The organism is Blastomonas natatoria, assembly GCF_003201955.1.
Taxonomy (GTDB): Bacteria; Pseudomonadota; Alphaproteobacteria; order Sphingomonadales; family Sphingomonadaceae; genus Blastomonas; species Blastomonas natatoria.
Map to the genome: position 1 here is coordinate 78741 of NZ_QJJM01000016.1, position 16593 is coordinate 95333.

The 16593-nt window shown below is 61.9% G+C and carries 15 protein-coding genes, 1 tRNA gene, 1 other RNA gene and 3 pseudogenes; 13 read left to right on the forward strand and 7 right to left on the reverse strand.

Features of this window, described 5'->3' with window-relative positions; translation table 11 throughout:
• Window positions 1-41: 41 nt before the first annotated feature.
• From ffs to C7451_RS16985, 5 genes are all read left to right on the forward strand, one after another.
• An RNA gene (gene ffs / locus C7451_RS16965) (signal recognition particle sRNA small type) lies at window positions 42-137 on the forward strand.
• Window positions 138-273: 136 nt separating this feature from the next.
• Window positions 274-2025 carry a DNA polymerase III subunit gamma/tau gene (locus C7451_RS16970; RefSeq protein ID WP_167398596.1) on the forward strand — a complete coding sequence of 584 codons (1752 nt, stop codon included), beginning with the start codon at window positions 274-276 and terminating at the stop codon, window positions 2023-2025.
• Window positions 2022-2357: a YbaB/EbfC family nucleoid-associated protein gene (locus C7451_RS16975; protein ID WP_060977851.1), complete on the forward strand. Its 336-nt coding sequence runs from the start codon at window positions 2022-2024 to the stop codon at window positions 2355-2357. The genes C7451_RS16970 and C7451_RS16975 overlap by 4 nt, the downstream gene beginning before the upstream one ends.
• Window positions 2358-2478: 121 nt before the next feature.
• Window positions 2479-4875, forward strand: coding sequence for an endopeptidase La (gene lon / locus C7451_RS16980; protein WP_110300089.1), 2397 nt, complete (start codon window positions 2479-2481; stop codon window positions 4873-4875).
• Window positions 4876-5061: 186 nt separating this feature from the next.
• Window positions 5062-5334 carry an HU family DNA-binding protein gene (locus C7451_RS16985; protein ID WP_017671429.1) on the forward strand — a complete coding sequence of 91 codons (273 nt, stop codon included), beginning with the start codon at window positions 5062-5064 and terminating at the stop codon, window positions 5332-5334.
• A gap of 135 nt (window positions 5335-5469) precedes the next feature.
• Here the strand turns inward: C7451_RS16985 and C7451_RS16990 are convergent, their stop codons facing one another.
• The 4 genes from C7451_RS16990 to rlmB are packed head-to-tail and all read right to left on the reverse strand — an operon-like array spanning window position 5470 to window position 8691.
• Window positions 5470-6093, reverse strand: coding sequence for an eCIS core domain-containing protein (locus C7451_RS16990; RefSeq protein WP_110300090.1), 624 nt, complete (start codon window positions 6091-6093; stop codon window positions 5470-5472).
• Between the two features lie 22 nt (window positions 6094-6115).
• Complete coding sequence (locus C7451_RS16995) at window positions 6116-6922, reverse strand: hypothetical protein (RefSeq protein WP_110300091.1); 807 nt, start codon at window positions 6920-6922, stop codon at window positions 6116-6118.
• Window positions 6923-6973: 51 nt separating this feature from the next.
• Window positions 6974-7921: a hypothetical protein gene (locus tag C7451_RS17000; protein WP_146215399.1), complete on the reverse strand. Its 948-nt coding sequence runs from the start codon at window positions 7919-7921 to the stop codon at window positions 6974-6976.
• A 5-nt stretch (window positions 7922-7926) separates the two neighbouring features.
• Window positions 7927-8691, reverse strand: coding sequence for a 23S rRNA (guanosine(2251)-2'-O)-methyltransferase RlmB (gene rlmB, locus C7451_RS17005; protein ID WP_110300093.1), 765 nt, complete (start codon window positions 8689-8691; stop codon window positions 7927-7929).
• Window positions 8692-8849: 158 nt separating this feature from the next.
• Between rlmB and C7451_RS17010 the strand changes: the two genes are divergently transcribed.
• Together C7451_RS17010 and C7451_RS17015 are read left to right on the forward strand one after the other, a co-directional pair.
• Window positions 8850-8935: transfer RNA gene (locus C7451_RS17010), tRNA-Tyr, on the forward strand.
• A 197-nt stretch (window positions 8936-9132) separates the two neighbouring features.
• Window positions 9133-10344 carry a tyrosine-type recombinase/integrase gene (locus tag C7451_RS17015; protein WP_110300094.1) on the forward strand — a complete coding sequence of 404 codons (1212 nt, stop codon included), beginning with the start codon at window positions 9133-9135 and terminating at the stop codon, window positions 10342-10344.
• Between the two features lie 239 nt (window positions 10345-10583).
• Here C7451_RS17015 and C7451_RS17020 read toward each other — a convergent pair whose 3' ends face one another.
• Window positions 10584-11240, reverse strand: coding sequence for a lytic transglycosylase domain-containing protein (locus tag C7451_RS17020; RefSeq protein ID WP_110300095.1), 657 nt, complete (start codon window positions 11238-11240; stop codon window positions 10584-10586).
• A gap of 124 nt (window positions 11241-11364) precedes the next feature.
• Between C7451_RS17020 and C7451_RS17025 the strand changes: the two genes are divergently transcribed.
• The 6 genes and pseudogenes from C7451_RS17025 to C7451_RS17050 form a co-directional block, all read left to right on the forward strand.
• A complete protein-coding gene (locus C7451_RS17025; protein WP_110300096.1) occupies window positions 11365-12294 on the forward strand; it encodes a DUF7146 domain-containing protein in 930 nt (309 codons plus the stop codon).
• 259 nt (window positions 12295-12553) lie between these two features.
• A complete protein-coding gene (locus C7451_RS17030; RefSeq protein WP_425266505.1) occupies window positions 12554-13702 on the forward strand; it encodes a strawberry notch-like NTP hydrolase domain-containing protein in 1149 nt (382 codons plus the stop codon).
• Window positions 13702-13848, forward strand: a pseudogene (locus C7451_RS17035) (chromosome segregation ATPase); the annotation flags it as partial. The gene C7451_RS17030 and the pseudogene C7451_RS17035, both read left to right, overlap by 1 nt.
• 230 nt (window positions 13849-14078) lie before the next feature.
• A complete protein-coding gene (locus C7451_RS20045; protein WP_167398594.1) occupies window positions 14079-14237 on the forward strand; it encodes a hypothetical protein in 159 nt (52 codons plus the stop codon).
• Between the two features lie 744 nt (window positions 14238-14981).
• Window positions 14982-15215: a transposase gene (locus tag C7451_RS17045; RefSeq protein WP_244182002.1), complete on the forward strand. Its 234-nt coding sequence runs from the start codon at window positions 14982-14984 to the stop codon at window positions 15213-15215.
• Window positions 15216-15223: 8 nt separating this feature from the next.
• Window positions 15224-15655 (forward strand): annotated as a pseudogene (locus C7451_RS17050) (DEAD/DEAH box helicase); the annotation flags it as partial.
• Between the two features lie 54 nt (window positions 15656-15709).
• Here the strand turns inward: C7451_RS17050 and C7451_RS17055 are convergent.
• Window positions 15710-16036 (reverse strand): annotated as a pseudogene (locus C7451_RS17055) (conjugal transfer protein TraG N-terminal domain-containing protein); the annotation flags it as partial.
• Window positions 15991-16245 carry a hypothetical protein gene (locus tag C7451_RS17060; protein ID WP_110300097.1) on the reverse strand — a complete coding sequence of 85 codons (255 nt, stop codon included), beginning with the start codon at window positions 16243-16245 and terminating at the stop codon, window positions 15991-15993. The gene C7451_RS17060 and the pseudogene C7451_RS17055, both read right to left, overlap by 46 nt.
• Between the last annotated feature and the right edge of the window lie 348 nt (window positions 16246-16593).

Sequence of the window (16593 nt, forward strand, 5' to 3'; positions counted from 1 at the left end):
GGGCCCGCTTGCTTTTCTGTCATCAACTCGCCATATGGCGCTCGGGAGTCGGGCGGACGTAGCCGTCGCCAATCTGGTCAGGTCCGGAAGGAAGCAGCCACAACGATTTTCGCCGCGGGTCGTCCGGCTCCTACCTTCCAGCATCGCAACAATCTTTGCCCTGGCCTGTTTTGAACAGGCTGGCACTTTCGGTTTCATCCCTGCGCGCCAGCGGCTAATCAGCATGTGATGGACGATTCCCGCACCCAAGATATGCACGACGACGCGGCGGAAATGCCTGGCCTGGGGCTCGATCTGCCGCCGGTTGCGGCGCCTGCTGCTCCTGCGGGCCAGGCCTATCGTGTATTGGCGCGCAAATACCGACCGCAGACCTTTGCCGAGCTGATCGGCCAGGATGCGATGGTGCAGACGCTGGGCAATGCGATCCGGCGTGAACGCCTGGCGCATGCGTTCCTGATGACCGGCGTGCGCGGGGTCGGCAAGACCTCTACCGCGCGATTGATCGCCAAGGCCTTGAACTGCATCGGACCGGACGGGCAGGGCGGGCCGACGATTTCGCCCTGCGGCATATGCGAGCCGTGCGTCGCGATCGCCGAGGGGCGCCATATCGACGTGATCGAAATGGACGCCGCGAGCCACACCGGCATCGACGACGTTCGCGAGATTACCGAGGCGGTGCGCTATGCCGCCGTGTCTGCGCGCTACAAGATGTATATCATCGACGAAGCGCACATGCTGTCGAAACAGGCCTGGAACGGCCTGCTCAAGACGCTGGAAGAGCCGCCGCCGCATGTGAAGTTCCTGTTCGCCACCACCGAGGTCAACAAGGTGCCGATCACGGTGCTGTCGCGCTGCCAGCGCTTTGACTTGAAGCGCATCCCTTCCGAATTGCTCGCCAGCCATTTCGCCGAGATATGCATCAAGGAGGCGATCACCGCCGAGCCCGACGCGCTCGCGATGATCGCCGATGCCGCCGAGGGATCGGTGCGCGACGGGCTGTCGATCCTCGACCAGGCGATCGCCCATGCTGATCTTGGCGGCGATGCCAGCGAAGGCGCGCCGCAGGTCCGTGCCGAACAGGTCCGCGCGATGCTCGGCCTGTCCGATCGCGGCGCGATGCGGCGGCTGTTCGCACACCTGATCGCGGGCGATGCCGATGCGATGCTCGCCGATCTGGATGCGCAGCACAGCCTGGGCGTCGATCCGGTCAGCGTGATGCGCGGCCTGCTGGCGATGGTGCACGCGATCACGCTGCAGAAATCGGCGGGCCGGGTGCGCACCGTGCACGGCGAGGAGGATCGGGCGGCGCTCGCCGATTGGGCGGGCAAGCTCGGCCATGCCAGCCTGCACCGGCTGTGGCAGTTGTTGCTGAAAGGCCATGACGAGATCGAGAGCGCGCCCGTCCCGCGCGAGGCGTGCGAGATGGCGCTGCTGCGTGCGCTCTATGCTTCGACCCTGCCCGATCCGGGCACACTGGCGCGCAGGCTGTCTGAGCCTCCTGCCGCGCCAGCTCTTCCTCCCGCGGATGCGCCATCGCCTTCGTCGCCGCCGTCCGCTGCGGCCCCGCCCGAAGAGAGCCCGCCATGGGAGAGCGCTGCGCCGGTCGAGCCCGCCCCGCGTCAGTCCCCGCAAACGATCCAGCAGCTGGTCGACATGCTCGACCAGGCCAACAAATGGCTCATTGCCGCGCAGGTGAAGACCGACATGCGGCTGATCGAGCTGGGCGAAGATCGGCTGGTCTATCAGTCCGCCACGGGCCGCGACGATTATGTTCCTTTGCTCCGTGAGGCGCTGGCAGCGATTACCGGGCGGCGCTGGGAGATCGAGCGCGGGGAAGGCACGGCGCAGCCTAGCCTGGCTGAGCTGGAAAAGCAGGCCGAAGAGGCCATGCGTGACGAAATCCTCAACCACCCGTTGGTCAAGGCCACGCAAGCGGCCTTTCCCGATGCGGAAATAGACTGGACTGCGGCGGAAATCTCCCCACATGGAGACGAAACCCTGCCAACACGGAGTGCCAAGGCATGAAAAGCATGGAAGAGATGATGGCGGCTGCGCAGGAAGCGGCGCAGACCGTTCAGCGCCAGATGAACGAGGCGCAGGCGAAGCTGGAATCGATCGAGGTCGAGGGCGCAGCGGGTGGCGGCCTGGTCAAGGTGCGCGCAACCGCCAAGGGCCGCATTCTCGGTGTGTCGATCGACGACAGCCTGATGGTCCCTGCCGACAAGCAGATGCTCGAAGACCTGATCGCCGCCGCGTTCAACGATGCGCGCACCAAGGCGGATCGTGCGAGCGAGGAAGAGATGGGCAAGATGGCCCAGGGCCTGCCGCTGCCGGCCGGGTTCAAGCTTCCGTTCTGAATGCGTTAACCTGGGTGGGTGCAGGATCGCTTGTCGTGGATAGACCCGGCAACCATATAGGCCGGCAAGATGCCACCGGATGTCCGGTGACCAACCCCAGATGGATTGAACCGAATTGACCATGTTCCAGACCTATCCCCTGCTGCCCCTGCGCGACATCGTGGTGTTCCCCCAGATGATCGTGCCGCTGTTCGTCGGCCGCGACAAATCCGTCGCGGCGCTCGAGCGTGCGATGGAGCAGGACAAGGAAATCTTTCTCGTTGCGCAGCTCGATCCCGCGCGCGACGACCCCGATCGCGATGATCTGTACGATATCGGCGTGGTTGCCACCGTGCTGCAGCTGCTGAAGCTGCCCGATGGCACGGTGCGCGTGCTGGTCGAAGGTGGTGATCGTGCGCGATTGAACCGTCTGGAGACAAGCGGTGATCATGTGCTGGCCGAGGTAGAAACTATCCCGGCCCGCGCGGCAAGCGGCACGGACGTCAACGCGCTGATGCGCTCGGTGGTCGAGCAGTTCGAGAACTATGCCAAGCTCAACAAGAAGCTGCCGGCGGAAACCGCGGTGCAGCTGGCCGAGATCGACGATGCTTCCAAGCTTGCCGATGCGGTCGCTGCAAACATCTCGGTCAAGGTGGCCGACAAGCAGAGCCTGCTGACCGAGGACGATCCGGTCAAGCGGCTGGAAATGGTGTTCGGCTTCATGGAAGGCGAACTCGGCGTGCTTCAGGTCGAGAAGAAGATTCGCGGCCGCGTGAAGCGCCAGATGGAAAAGACCCAGCGCGAATATTATCTCAACGAGCAGCTCAAGGCGATCCAGTCCGAACTGGGCAATGGCGATGGCGACGACGGCAACGGCGTCAACGAGTTCGCCGAGAAGATCGAGAAGCTGAAGCTTTCGCCCGAGGCGAAGGCCAAGGCGACGGCGGAGTTGAAAAAGCTTCGCGGCATGGCGCCGATGTCGGCCGAAGCGACGGTCGTGCGCAACTATCTGGACGTGCTGCTGGGCCTGCCCTGGGGCAAGAAGTCGAAGCTCAGGAAGGGCATTGCCGAGGCCGAAAAGGTGCTCGACGATGACCATTTCGGGCTGGAGAAGGTCAAGGACCGGATCATCGAATATCTTGCGGTCCAGGCGCGCACGAACAAGCTGAAGGGCCCAATCCTGTGCCTGGTCGGCCCTCCGGGTGTCGGCAAGACATCGCTCGGTCGTTCGATCGCCAAGGCGACGGGCCGCGAATTCGTGCGCCAGTCGCTGGGCGGCGTGCGCGACGAGGCCGAAATCCGCGGCCACCGTCGCACCTATATCGGCTCGCTGCCGGGTAAGATCGTCACCAACCTGAAAAAGGCCGGAACCAGCAATCCGCTGTTCCTGCTCGACGAGATCGACAAGCTGGGACAGGATTTCCGGGGCGATCCGGCTTCGGCGCTGCTCGAGGTGCTCGATCCCGAACAGAATACCAAGTTCCAGGACCATTATCTGGAGATCGACATCGATCTTTCGGACATCATGTTCGTGACCACCGCGAACAGCCTCAACCTGCCGCAGCCGCTGCTGGACCGCATGGAGATCATCCGGCTCGAAGGCTATACCGAGGACGAGAAGGTCGAGATCGCCAAGCGGCACCTCATCGCCAAGCAGATCGAATCGCATGGCCTGAAGGACGGCGAGTTCGAGTTGACCGACGAGGGCCTGCGCGACCTGATCCGCTATTATACCCGCGAGGCGGGCGTGCGTACGCTGGAGCGCGAGATCGCCCGGCTGGCACGCAAGTCGCTGCGGCGCATTCTCGAGGGCAAGGACAAGGCCGTGGTGATCACGCCCGAAAACCTGTCCGACTTTGCCGGTGTGCGGAAATACCGCCACGGCATTGGCGAGGCGGAGAACGAGATCGGCGCGGTGACAGGCCTGGCCTGGACCGAGGTGGGCGGCGAACTGCTGACCATCGAGGCGGTGACCGTTCCCGGCAAGGGTGCGATCAAGACGACCGGCAAGCTCGGCGAAGTGATGCAGGAATCGGTGCAGGCGGCTTTCTCGTTCGTCAAGGCGCGGGCGCCATCCTATGGCATCAAGCCCAGCATCTTCGCGCGCAAGGACATTCATATCCACCTGCCCGAAGGCGCGGTCCCCAAGGATGGTCCTTCGGCCGGGATCGGCATGGTCACATCGATCATCTCGACGCTCACCGGCAATGCGGTGCGTCGCGAAGTGGCGATGACGGGCGAGGTCACGCTGCGCGGCCGCGTGCTGCCCATCGGCGGTCTGAAGGAAAAGCTGCTGGCTGCTTTGCGCGGGGGGATCACCACGGTGCTCATCCCCCAGGAGAACGAGAAGGATCTGGCAGAGATCCCCGAAAACGCCAAGCAGGGCCTGAAGATCATTCCGGTGGCGCATGTTGACGAGGTGCTTCGCATCGCGCTGGTCGATCCGCTGGAAGCGATCGACTGGACCGAGGCGGATGAACTTGCTGCCCAGCCGCCACTGCCGCAGCAGGATATTGCTGAGGCTGCTCTCAAGCACTGACGGCGATGGTGCATTGCAGCATCTGAGGGAAAGCGCGCCTGGCCGCGCGCATTACGGTAACATTGCGACAAAACGCCCGGAAATGCGCGCTTTTCCCTTTGACACTCCAGCCAAATCGGTTCTTACTTGGCCTCCTCAAAGCCGCGATTCAGCAAGATTCAACAAAAATCAGGGGGTTCCCACGGCATGAACAAGAATGATCTTATTTCGGCTGTTTCTGAGCAGGCCGGTATTACCAAGGCGGATGCAAGCAAGGCGGTCGAAGCAGTGTTCGATTCGATCAGTGGCGCGCTCGCCAAGGGCAGTGAAGTTCGCCTTGTCGGTTTCGGCACCTTCTCTGTCAGCAAGCGCAAGGCATCGACCGGCCGCAATCCGCGCACCGGCGAAAAGATGGAAATCAAGGCATCGACCCAACCCAAGTTCAAGGCCGGCAAGGGCCTGAAGGACGCGGTCAACTGATCGCGCGGCTCCGTTGTCCAGACGGAGCCTTTTTGCGGGTTTTGAGCGGGAAGGGGTCGCAATCCTACCCTGCCCGGTTGAGATGCTTACATGACGGAAAGGCGGTGCAGATTGCGCCGCCTTTTCTTTTGATGATCAGCTGGCCTTGCGGATGGCCGCTGTCACCTTGTTCGCACGCTGCGTTGCCTCGCGCTCGATCGCACGCCAGTCGGCGATATAGGCCGCAGCAAAACCGTTGACGCCCAGCCGCCGATATTGCTCGACATGCGCCAGTTCGTGCGCCCACATCCACACATTCCCGGTCAGCCGCTCGCTGGAAAAGACGATCTGGCGGTTCAGCGCAATCGCTCCTTCATCCATGAACTGTTCGGTGATGACGGTGCCAAGGTCGACGCGCCCCCGACCTATTGTCCAGCGCGTCGTCGACAGGATGTCACTGGCAAAATGGGGGGCGAGCAGTTCCTGCATGGCAACAGGCAGCGGTCGGCTGCCCGCCCGCGCAGCCTGGCCTTCGCCATGCCGGATGGCCCGCGCCAGAACCGGTGCAGTCATACTGGCCGAGCGCCGCACAAGTTGCTGCGTTTCCCGCTGCGCCTGATCGGCTATCTCGCCAGCGGATCGACTACCCATGGCCGCGATGATCCGTTCAAGTCCCGCTGGCGGCCTCAGCATTTCCTCGGTGGGGCGCTCGATGCAGCCTGACAGGGTGAACAGGCCCAGCGCTGTCAGCGCCCGGATTGCGTGTAGCGGTCCGCTCATGCGATGACCGCTACGCGAACGATCACTGACCGGCAAGGCCGATCAGCGCCTCGGGGCCCTTCTTGAGGCGCGCGTTCACCACCCATTTCAGTGTCGAACCGGTGCCCGACATGGCGGGACCATCCTCGGTGTTGTTGGTCAGTATCCGACCGTCGGTGGTGAGCGTGAAAATGCCCTGGGGCTTGGGCTGGGGCGGCTTGCCACCGGCGTCGCCAGCGCTCGTGATCGCGCCCAGAGCGCCCATGTCTCCTCCGGATGGTTCACCCGAATAGGCAGGTGCAGACACTTTCACGCTGCCATCCTTGCGCTTGATGACCGTGATGAAGGGCATGATGGCATTGCCGCCATCCACCATCGGAAAGGAAAAGCCATGCGCCGTGGTGCCGGTGATCGCATATTCGACATCGATGATCCGGTTGCCGCGATAGCTGACCTTGTTCCAGCCCTGCTGCTTCCTGAGCTGCTCGACAAATTCGGCGATGCTCTCGTCATCATCAAGGTTGCCCATGCCGCCGGTCATCGCGCTTGCGGCCATGCCAGCGTCTCCGTTGCCGTTGGCCTGGGCTTCGTCGAAATCCTTGCGCTGCTGTGCCAGTTCCGCCTCGGTGCACGCGCGTTCGCCGCCGGTTTCCTCGCTGAAGCACGGGCTGGCGGAAAATTCGGCAGACGGCGGCGTCATGTCGGTCACCACGATCTCGCCGACATAGGTGAAAGTGAAGCTGCCATCGCGCTTCAGATCGAGTGTCGAGCCGAACTTGCCGGGCGAAAGCAGGCACCCGGTCAGCAGCAGCGGCGCGGCGAGCGCGCCTATCAGACGTAGGAATGTCATGTCTCGGTCCTTTCGAGTTGCGACCCGAACGTTCCGTTTCCGGCCCCTTGCTCAGGCCGGGTTGAGCATGATCAGCGCTTCGGGTGCCCGGTCGCGGCGGGCATTGACCTTCCATTCGAGCACGCGCAGCGCTCCCGAACCGCTGGGTCCATCTTCGGTATTGTTGGTCAGGATTTCGCCGTCGGTGCGGATGGTGAAGGATCCTTCAGCCTTGGGCATGCTGGCAAGCAGCTTTCCTTCCGGGCCATCACTGGACGCGCCGATCGCGGCGAAGAGGGACATCAGTCCGCCCATGTTGCCGCCCAGAAGACTGCTCTGCCCCGCACCGATAAAGGCGGGCGCATCGATACGCACGGCATTGTTGGTGCGCGCGGTCGCTACCACGAAAGGGCTGATGCCCTGGACGCGCTCGATGGTCGGAAAGCTGTAATCCTGGTCGATCCGGCCCGACACGGCATAATCTACGCTGAACAGGCCATCGCCCTTGTGGATGACCTCGCGCCAGCCCTTCTGCTTCTTGATCCGTACAATGAACTCGTCAATGGCGTCGGGCGAGGTGGGGTCGATCCCACCCAGCAGCGCCTTGGCGATCTCGATGTTCTTGGCGTCTTCGGCCTTCTTGGCGGCGCGCTGGTCATCCCAGGCCTGTTTCTGTGTTTCGATCTCGGAAGGTGTGCATTCGCGCTCGAGCGCTTCTTCGGCCCAGCCTTCCTCATCTTGCGCGAACGCGGTCTTCAGCACGGCGGCATCGACTTCGGCAGGCTCGCCGTAACAGGGGCCGGGCGTGAACTCAGCACCCTTGTCATCGAGCGCTGCGCCCATCGCGATCAGTTGCGACAGGCCGAGCAGGTGGATGTCGCCCTTGTAGGCGAAGGAAAAGCCGCCCCCGCGCATGACGGTCATGTCAGCAGCAAACTTGCCCGGAAAGAGCAGACAGCCGGTCAGCATCAAGGCAACAGCCGCGACCGCCATCATCCGCATTCCGACAAGCCCCCGCATGCGCATCAACCTTCCCCCCGGTCCATCCGGATCGCGTACAGTGAAATCGCCGCTGCGTTCGAAACGTTCAGGCTCTCCATCGCGCTGCTGATCGGCAGCCGGGCGAGAACGTCGCAATGGCCTGCAACATTGTGGCGCAGGCCTTCGCCTTCTGCCCCCAGCACCAGGGCGACCGGCCCTGCACCCAGGACCTGGGCCAATGTGTCTTCGGCTTCGCCTGCAAGGCCTATCCGCCAATAGCCCGCCTCGGCCATTTCCTCGAGCGCGCGCGAAAGATTGACCACGCGCACCCAGGGCACCACTTCAAGCGCGCCGGACGCCGCCTTGGCCACCGTGCCTGATTCGGGCGGCGCATGCCGATCCTGCGTGATGATCGCTGCCGCATCGAAGGCAGCGGCCGAGCGGAAGATTGCGCCGACATTGTGCGGATCGGTGACCTGATCGAGCACCACCAGTGGGCGCAGCGGATCGCCCGAGAGCACGTCGTCCAGCAGCATGTCGTCGAGCGGCTCGACCTCGATCACGATTCCCTGGTGCGGCGCATCGCGCGCGACGAGGCGCGCGAGATCGGCGACATCGGCAAATTCGACCGGAATGCCGGACGGCAGATCGAACTGTGCCAGGGCCTCCCGCGTCCCGCGAATCCAGCGAATCTGCCGCTCGGGATTGTTGAATGCCGCCTCGCAGGCATGGGTCCCCCAGAATCGCGGGAACTTGCCGCCTTCGAGTCCCGCCTTGCGGTTCCGGTTGCGTGCGCCGCGTTTTGCCATGCTCTGTTGTCTTTCCTGGGCGTGGGGGGACGCCGGTGTTGATAGTTTTCAGCTTTTCGTCCTGTCGCCATTGACAGGCAAGCGCGAATTGTTCAAGGGACCGCCTCTCGGCAAGACGGGCCTTCAACGGGGCCCATCGCACTAGGGTTTCTATGTGTGGACAGGTGGCCGAGTGGTTAATGGCAGCAGACTGTAAATCTGCCCGCGAGAGCGTACGCTGGTTCGAATCCAGCCCTGTCCACCAACCCCTTATCCGCAGGCTTCCGCAAAACCCCATAGAAATCCCGGATTTCCTAGGGTATTTTGCCCTTACTCATCCGCAAAAAGCCGCTCCCGTTTGCATGCAGCCGGAGCCTAGTGTGGGGGTAATGTGGGGGTAAAATGGGTTACCCCCACACTTCGACTACCCCGGTGTGGGGGTAAAGAATGTGGGGGTAGATTATGGGCAAACTCACAGCAGTTGCGGTCAAGGCAGCCTTGGCGAATCCCGGCACCTATCAGGACGGGGACGGGCTGTTTCTCAAAGTGGACAAGCGCGGCGGTGCTTACTGGAATCTTCGCGTCCAGCAGGATGGCAAGCGACGGGACATCGGAATCGGCAGCGCCAAGCTCCTGACCCTGGCGGACGCGCGTCACAAAGCCGCCGAACTGCGCCGAGCGATCAAGGTCGATCAGCGCGATGTTCTGGCGGAGAAGAAAGACGATGCCGCCGCCAAAGTGACGTTCCGCGCAGCCGCGATCCAGTACCACTCCGAGAACGAGGCGGGCTGGAAAAGCACGGTCTATGCGCGCCAGTGGCTCGCCACTTTGGAAAACTACGCCTTCCCGAAACTGGGTGACAAGCCGACTGGTAGTATCACCAGCGCCGATATCATCACCGTGCTGACGCCGATCTGGCAGGAAATCCCAGAAACCGCCCGTCAGGTGCGCAACCGGATTTGCACCGTGCTCGACTATTCCCATGCCAAAGGCTGGCGCTCGCGCGAGGCCCCATCGGGCAATGGCAGCCTGAAAGCGGGCAGGGGCCTTCCGCGACAGGTGAAGCAGGCGGATAACCGCAAGGCCATGCCCTATGTCGCGATACCCGGTTTCATGATCGCCTTGCGGCGCAAGCCTACCTACACGCGTCTGGCGCTCGATCTTCTCATTCTGACAGGCGTTCGCTCGCAGGAGGTGCGGCTTGCGACATGGGAAGAATTCGATCTGGGACAGCGCCTCTGGACGATCCCAGCCGAGCACATGAAACGCAGCCGGGCGCATATCGTGCCGCTCTCAGACGCGGCTCTGGCGGTGCTCGCAAAGGCGGATGCGATGCGTCTTGAAGGAGCCGAAGTGGTCTTCCCCGGCATGACCGGCAAGGAGATGTCCAACATGACGCTGCTCAAGGTGATGCGCGACATGTGCGAACCCTACCACGTCCACGGCTTCCGCTCTACGTTCACCGATTGGGCCGCCAACGAAGGCTTCCCCGATGCCGTGGTCGAAGCAGCACTGGCGCACAAGACGCCCGACGCTGTGCAGGCCGCCTATCGCCGCACAACCTATCTCGGCACGCCCGACCAACCGGGCATGCGGGTGAAGTTGATGGATGCGTGGGGGCGCTACTGCAATGGCGTCGCAGCTGATGCGGGCAACATTGCGCCGCTGGAGTGAGGGTGGGTACAGCTAGCCCGGAAAATGGCTGGAAGAGCCATACTTCAGATTTGCCTGTCACGGGAATGCTTGCGAGTGTCGAATTTACGCTTCGATGCTCCAATTCCCTCAGTCACGACCGTCCAGCAAGAATGGGCACGTAAGGCCGGGTGAGAACTGCTTACCTTAGCTGACGCGCGACAGCTGGGATGAACGGGAAACTCTCATCTCGAAGGACGCTCTGCGATTCGGAGCAATCGCTAAGAACGCCAATGGCGAAGCACATCGCGGACATATCTGGGCGTCTCGCCATTCCGAGGTATACCGCCCGCACGTTCGACTGCACCTGGGCCGGCATTATAGGCCGCCAAAGCGAGGTGAACCACTCCGAACTTGTCGAGCATCTGCCTCAGATACCGCGCCGCGCCGAAGATATTGGCCATGGGCTCAAATCGATTCGAGACACCGAGCTCTTTTGCGGTTGCTGGCATCAGCTGACCAAGGCCAGCCGCGCCTGCTGGGCTGACGGCGAGCGGATTGTAGCGGGACTCGGTCCAAACGAGTGCGTCGAGCAGGCCAGTGGGCAAAGAATACTTGGCTTCTGCCGCATATATGTGGGGCAGATAGCTCGCCCGTCGGAACCCGGATGGGCCAGTCTTCTCCTTGCGTTCGTATTCAGATGGCACGTTGACCCAGCCATTGTCTCCCACGGTCACGCTCGGTGCTGGGGCGACCTGCACGGATTGCCAGAGCCCATGCTCGACCAGCTGGAAGCCGTTTGATGCTTCGGCAATCCTGATGCCGTCGGAATAGCTGGCGGGGACGTCAACTAATGCTGGCATCGGCAATTCCTGGGCATTCGCAGGCATGGCTGATGCGATGGCAATGCCACCCAACAGTAGAGCTCTTTTCGTCATCTCTCGATCTTTCTGTAGTCGAATCGCGTGAGAACATATAAAGAACATAGAGCGTAGGAAAATGGTTTAGCGCTGGTGCAGAGCGGAGGCTGCACGGGGAAGGCACCTCTATCGGAGTAGGTCGATGCCCCAGCTAAAGAATGCTCATCAACTCGAACGCCGCGCCCGCACGATTGTCGAACGCCTCAACGGAACATGGCGTCATGGCAAAGGCATGTGTTGCTGCCCAGCGCATGACGACCGAACTCCTTCGTTGAGCGTGACGCTGGGCCGAAAGGCGATCCTGTTTCATTGCTTCGCAGGATGCTCGAATGAGGAAGTCATCGCAGCACTGGACCGCCAAGGTGTTCGCAGTCGTGACCTGTTCGATGGCTCTGGCGCGGTGGCCGCTGATCCGCAGGAAAAAAGAGACTTCAATTCCAACGCACGGCGTTTGTGGCACTCGGCGACGGCGATCTCCGGCAGCCCTGCCGAAAGATACCTCGTGCAGCGCGGTTTCCAGCACGCATCAGACCAGTTCCGTTACCTGGAACGTACGCCGCTTGGGCCGCGCGGGGCGGTCAAATTTCTCCCTGCGATGTTGGCGGCGGTCACGACTGACATTGGCATACTCGCAATACACAGGACATTTCTCGACCTGCCCAGCGGCAAGTTGGCCGGTTTCGAGCGGCCGAAGCGCGCGCTGGGCAGCCTTGGCTGTGGTGCTGTCAGGATTGCGACTCCAGTGCAGGGGCGTCTGGGGCTCGCCGAAGGTATCGAGAGCGCACTTTCCGCAATGCAGTTGTTCGGGATCCCGTGCTGGGCAACACTTGGGAACGAGCGTTTCGGTCTTGTTTCGATCCCGGAGAGCGTGCGCGAGCTCTACTTGTTTATCGACAATGACGCCGGGGGCGCTCTTGCGGAGCAGCGAGCGCTGAAGGCCTACGCTGCGCCCAATCGTGTCATACATTTACGAGCGCCAGCCTCACCCGGTTTTGACTGGAACGATGAGCTAAAGTCCCGGCATGCCCGAAAACCTGATCCATCGGGCAGAGGGAAGGGGGCCTTCGACTGATTGAGGCCTGCTCGCCGCAGGACCTCGTCAGGAGGTTCCCATGTCAAATTTTTCCCTCGCCTTTGCATTCGATGAACCATCACCGCCCGTCGTTGTGATGGCGGCTCAAGCCATGGCTTCTGAGCTTGCTGCAGGCCGCGCGCTGTCACGCGGCCACGTGACGCGTATCATGACTGAGCACTTCGGTGGCAGCGATGCTCTCGGACGTTGGTCCGTTCGTGACGCTCACGCAGCTCTTGAGCTGGCACAGGTTCAATACTTGAAAGCCTCGGATCAGATCCAGCTCTCGAGCCCGATCGACGAGGCGGAACAGTTCTTCTGCTCCCTCGATGCCCGGCTTCCGACCCAGAGCAATCGCAGCGACGAGCAGATCGAATGGCAGCAGTTCGCAACGCCGCCGCGCCTTGCTTGGCTCGCTGCCCGCGCTTGCGCGCTGGCAACTGACGAGCTTGTGCTGGAACCCTCAGCCGGTACGGGCATGCTCGCGGTTTGGGCTACCAAAGCCGGCACGCGCCTTGCCTTGAATGAAATTTCGCCGCTGCGCCGCGACTGCTTGACTGCGGCGTTCCCGGCTGCCCGCGTGACCGGACATGATGCCGAGCTGATCGACGAGTTGCTCGATCCGGCTGTCGTCCCAAGCGCCGTGCTCATGAACCCGCCCTATTCTCACGGCATCGAGCGGGGCCACGATGGTCGCACAGGGGCGAGGCATCTGCGCTCCGCGTGGAACCGGCTTGCCCCCGGCGGAAGGCTTGTCGCGATCATGCCCGAATGGTTCGACTGCGGGAGGTTTCTAGCCGGCGTGAAGGGGCCAGTTGGGCTGCGGCTCAATGCCGCAGTCGAACGCGCATTCATCAAGAGCGGCACCGGGATCACCACGCGGCTTCTGGTTCTCGACAAGGTGGAAGGCGGCAACGAGCCTGTCGCTGTCCGCACCAACGACTTGCGCCAGCTGGCCTATCTTGTCGATGCTTTACCGGCTCGCGCCAGCCTGGAGGCCGCTCCCGAGAAATCTAGCCTTCCGGCTCGTGCTCCATTTCGTCTGGTGGCCGCGCCGCGCAGGCCGCTGCCGACACCAGCTAGGATCACTCCTTCAGCCTCCGCCATCGGGTCGCTCACCTACCAGTCGCTCGAAACTCCTGCGCCGCTTGCCCCTCAGGTCGGTCATTATCTGCCCTATCGTTCAAGCAGGATCGTTATCGATGGCGCGGCCGCGCATCCGACGCCGCTCGTCGAGTCCGTCGCTATGGGGTCGATCGCAGCGCCGATGCCCGAAGCCGTGCCGCAGCTGCCCGACGGGCTGATTGCCAAAGGGCTGCTGTCCGCTGCTCAGGCAGAGACTCTGATCTACGCGGCTAGCGCCCATGCGCGCGATCTTCGACTACCACTGGGATGGCGCGCGCGTTGATGCTCTCGCTCGACCCGCGCTACGTCGTAGCCTTTCCCGGTAACGGCGTCCTTGAACGTCTGGTGATCGAGGCCAAGGCTCGGCGGATCACCGTTGTCGATCGCCGTGGCCCGCTTGGCACATCGCCGAAGGCACCGCCCGGGTGAGCGGTCAAGCATGTCGCCAGCGGATATCAGGTCTCAATCCTGTGCGACATGGATCTTGATTGGGGATCGAATACCCCCTTACATGCCATGAGTACCTGAACCTAGATCTGACTGAAAGCCAAAGCGCAAAGGGACATCGCTCTGCCAGATCACGCCGTAACCGCTTGACGCCGACGGTCCGTGAGCGCTTCATCGCGTGAGCATCGCAATGAAGTAAGATGGAGGGCTCCATGGCCAAGAAGAATGAGGGAATTCCGCCGATTATTATTCCGGTTGCTCCTGTCCACGGAGGCCATGCCTCACGCAGTCGCGAGGACGCAGCGACAGAAAAACCGGCTCCCGGCGATGACGATAAGGCCCGTTCGAACAACAAGGCCGACCGGCCTTAGTAGTCAGGTCTAAGGATCGCTGATGCTTGCGATGGTGGGAGCCTGCCTATCGTCAATGGTCTTCCAATGCGCTTGCATCAGGCCGCATTGGTTCTTTCCTTTGGAAGGGTGGACGACGGCAAACATGGCCTGAACGCAGGCCCTCATTCAGCTTTGGCATCGTCGGGAAGGCGCTCCGCTGGCACGATGAGAATGCCGCTCCTGCCGTCCCAATTGCGTCAGTAAGTGCACCCGTTTCCGTGCGGAAAAAGTCATTACCACCATCAAAGATAGAGACCACTCGTTGGGCTCGGGTGCAAAATCAATCAGGCCAAGGTCGTCGGCGGCAAGGGCAGGGCAAACCTGTTCAAGGCATCCGGCTCCACCCGGCTTCGATACAAACCTTCCCTGAAGCACCCCTGTCGAGACGCGCAACCCCGATCAGGTCCGGCCGAGTTGCCGGTCACGTCATGCTGCGTGCCCGGCTGCCCGCGCCGCCCGAACCAGATCGAGGTTTCCCTTCGGTGCGCTTCGCCATGGGCGCTTCCTAGTCGGGTTTGCAGCCGGGATGGACCCGGAATGCTCGATCAGGAGAAAGCCCATGACCAATCTCGTTATCCTCGTTGGCCGCATCGCTCGCGACCCCGAAACCCGCACCACCCAAGGGTAACCCTGCGGTGAGGGCCGCCTTGCGCTGATTTGCTGACGTGCCGAGAAGGCACCGGTGCAAGCGCTGGTGCTTGCACCGGTGTTAGAGACGGTGCGATGGGTCAGGTGACGGTATTTTCTGGCGTTCAGCGCCGCCGGTACTGGTCAGATGAGCAGAAGCATGCGCTGGTGTCGGCGATTTCAGCGCCCGGGGCGAACGTTGCGGAGATTTCCCGTCTGGCCGATGTTCGACCTGGTCAGATCTATCGCTGGCGGCGGCAGCTCGAGCAGGCAGGCCAATCGATCTGCCCGACCTTCATGATTATCAGGACGAAATCCTGGAAGGCCTGAGGGAGCTGCTGGTTTCAAGATCAGGACGCCGCCGTGCGGTTGTCAGTTTACCAACCGGCGGTGGCAAAACTCGTGTTGCCGCCGAAGCGGTCGTCAAACTGATCCTGAACAACTCTGAGAAGCGAACTGCGCTATGGGTGGCGCAGACCGACGAGCTGTGTGAGCAAGCAGTGCAATGCTTCCGTCAGCTGTGGGTGAACGTCGGTACCCCCGGCGAAGATCTTCGTATTGTCAGGCTTTGGGGCGGACAAGGTAATCCGGCTCCGCCGGAGGGCAATGAACCGGTTGTTGTTGTCGCCAGTATCCAGACTTTGAATGCGCGTCTGGAAATTGCTCACCTGTCTTGGCTGGCAAAACCTGGCGTCGTCGTGATTGATGAATGCCACCATGCAATCGCACCTAGCTATAGCTCGTTGCTCAGATGGCTCGACGTTCAGATCGGGGGGGAAAGTGAGCGTGAAACCGAGCCCCCCGTGATTGGACTGAGCGCGACCCCATTTCATCGCGTTGCTGGCAATCGAGCCATAGGTCCGCTCAGTCTGGATGTCGGCGCGGGTCTGCGCATAGACATCGACATTCCCGGCACCGGTTGCCGCAGACATGGAATGCATCGCCTGGCCCATCGCATTGATGGTGAGCGTCTGCTTGAAGATGTCGGTCGCATTGGCTGACACCCCCGTGAGGTACTGATAGGCGACAGGCAGGTCGGCAAACAGCTTGGCCTTGGCGAGCGCCGCGGTCTGATTGGGATAGAGTTGGCGGCCGAATACCGTGCCTATGCTGTCGACAAGGCTGGTCCACTGGCTATTGAGCGCGCCATGAGTTCACGCACCATTTGGGTGCCATTTCCTGCTTCAATCGTGACGCGTTGGACGGCTTCGACCCCGTGCCTCCGCAGGATGTCCCTGATGGGCCCAGATTTCGTCTCGCAAATAGCCTCGAAAATGATCTGTCCGTCAGTGTCCACCAGGCAGACCGCGGTTTCGAGATGACCGGCATCGAGGCCAACCCAGTAGTTTTGATAGACCATCCAGCGGCTCCCGAGAGGCTCATTCCGGACGTCATGACTATCCACGCATCAAGCCGAAGCCGAATAGGAATGATCCTCGTGCGCGTGATAAGCGTGCAATTCGTGTGCCTGGTGTCGCCTATGACTTCGTTCTTCCTTTTGAAGGCGAAGAAGAAATTTTTAACATGCGTCCAAACAGCTATGATACCGCCCCTCCCTATGCCGAGGTTTCAGGGTCGACGCTTAGATTTACTATAAGTGGCCGTGAACTCTCAGAGTCTGATTCAAAACTATCGCGTTGGATTTCAGGCTCTTGCGATGCGGCGTGCGAGGAGCTGGATTGAGGCGATGAACAGCCAGGCGGTTGCC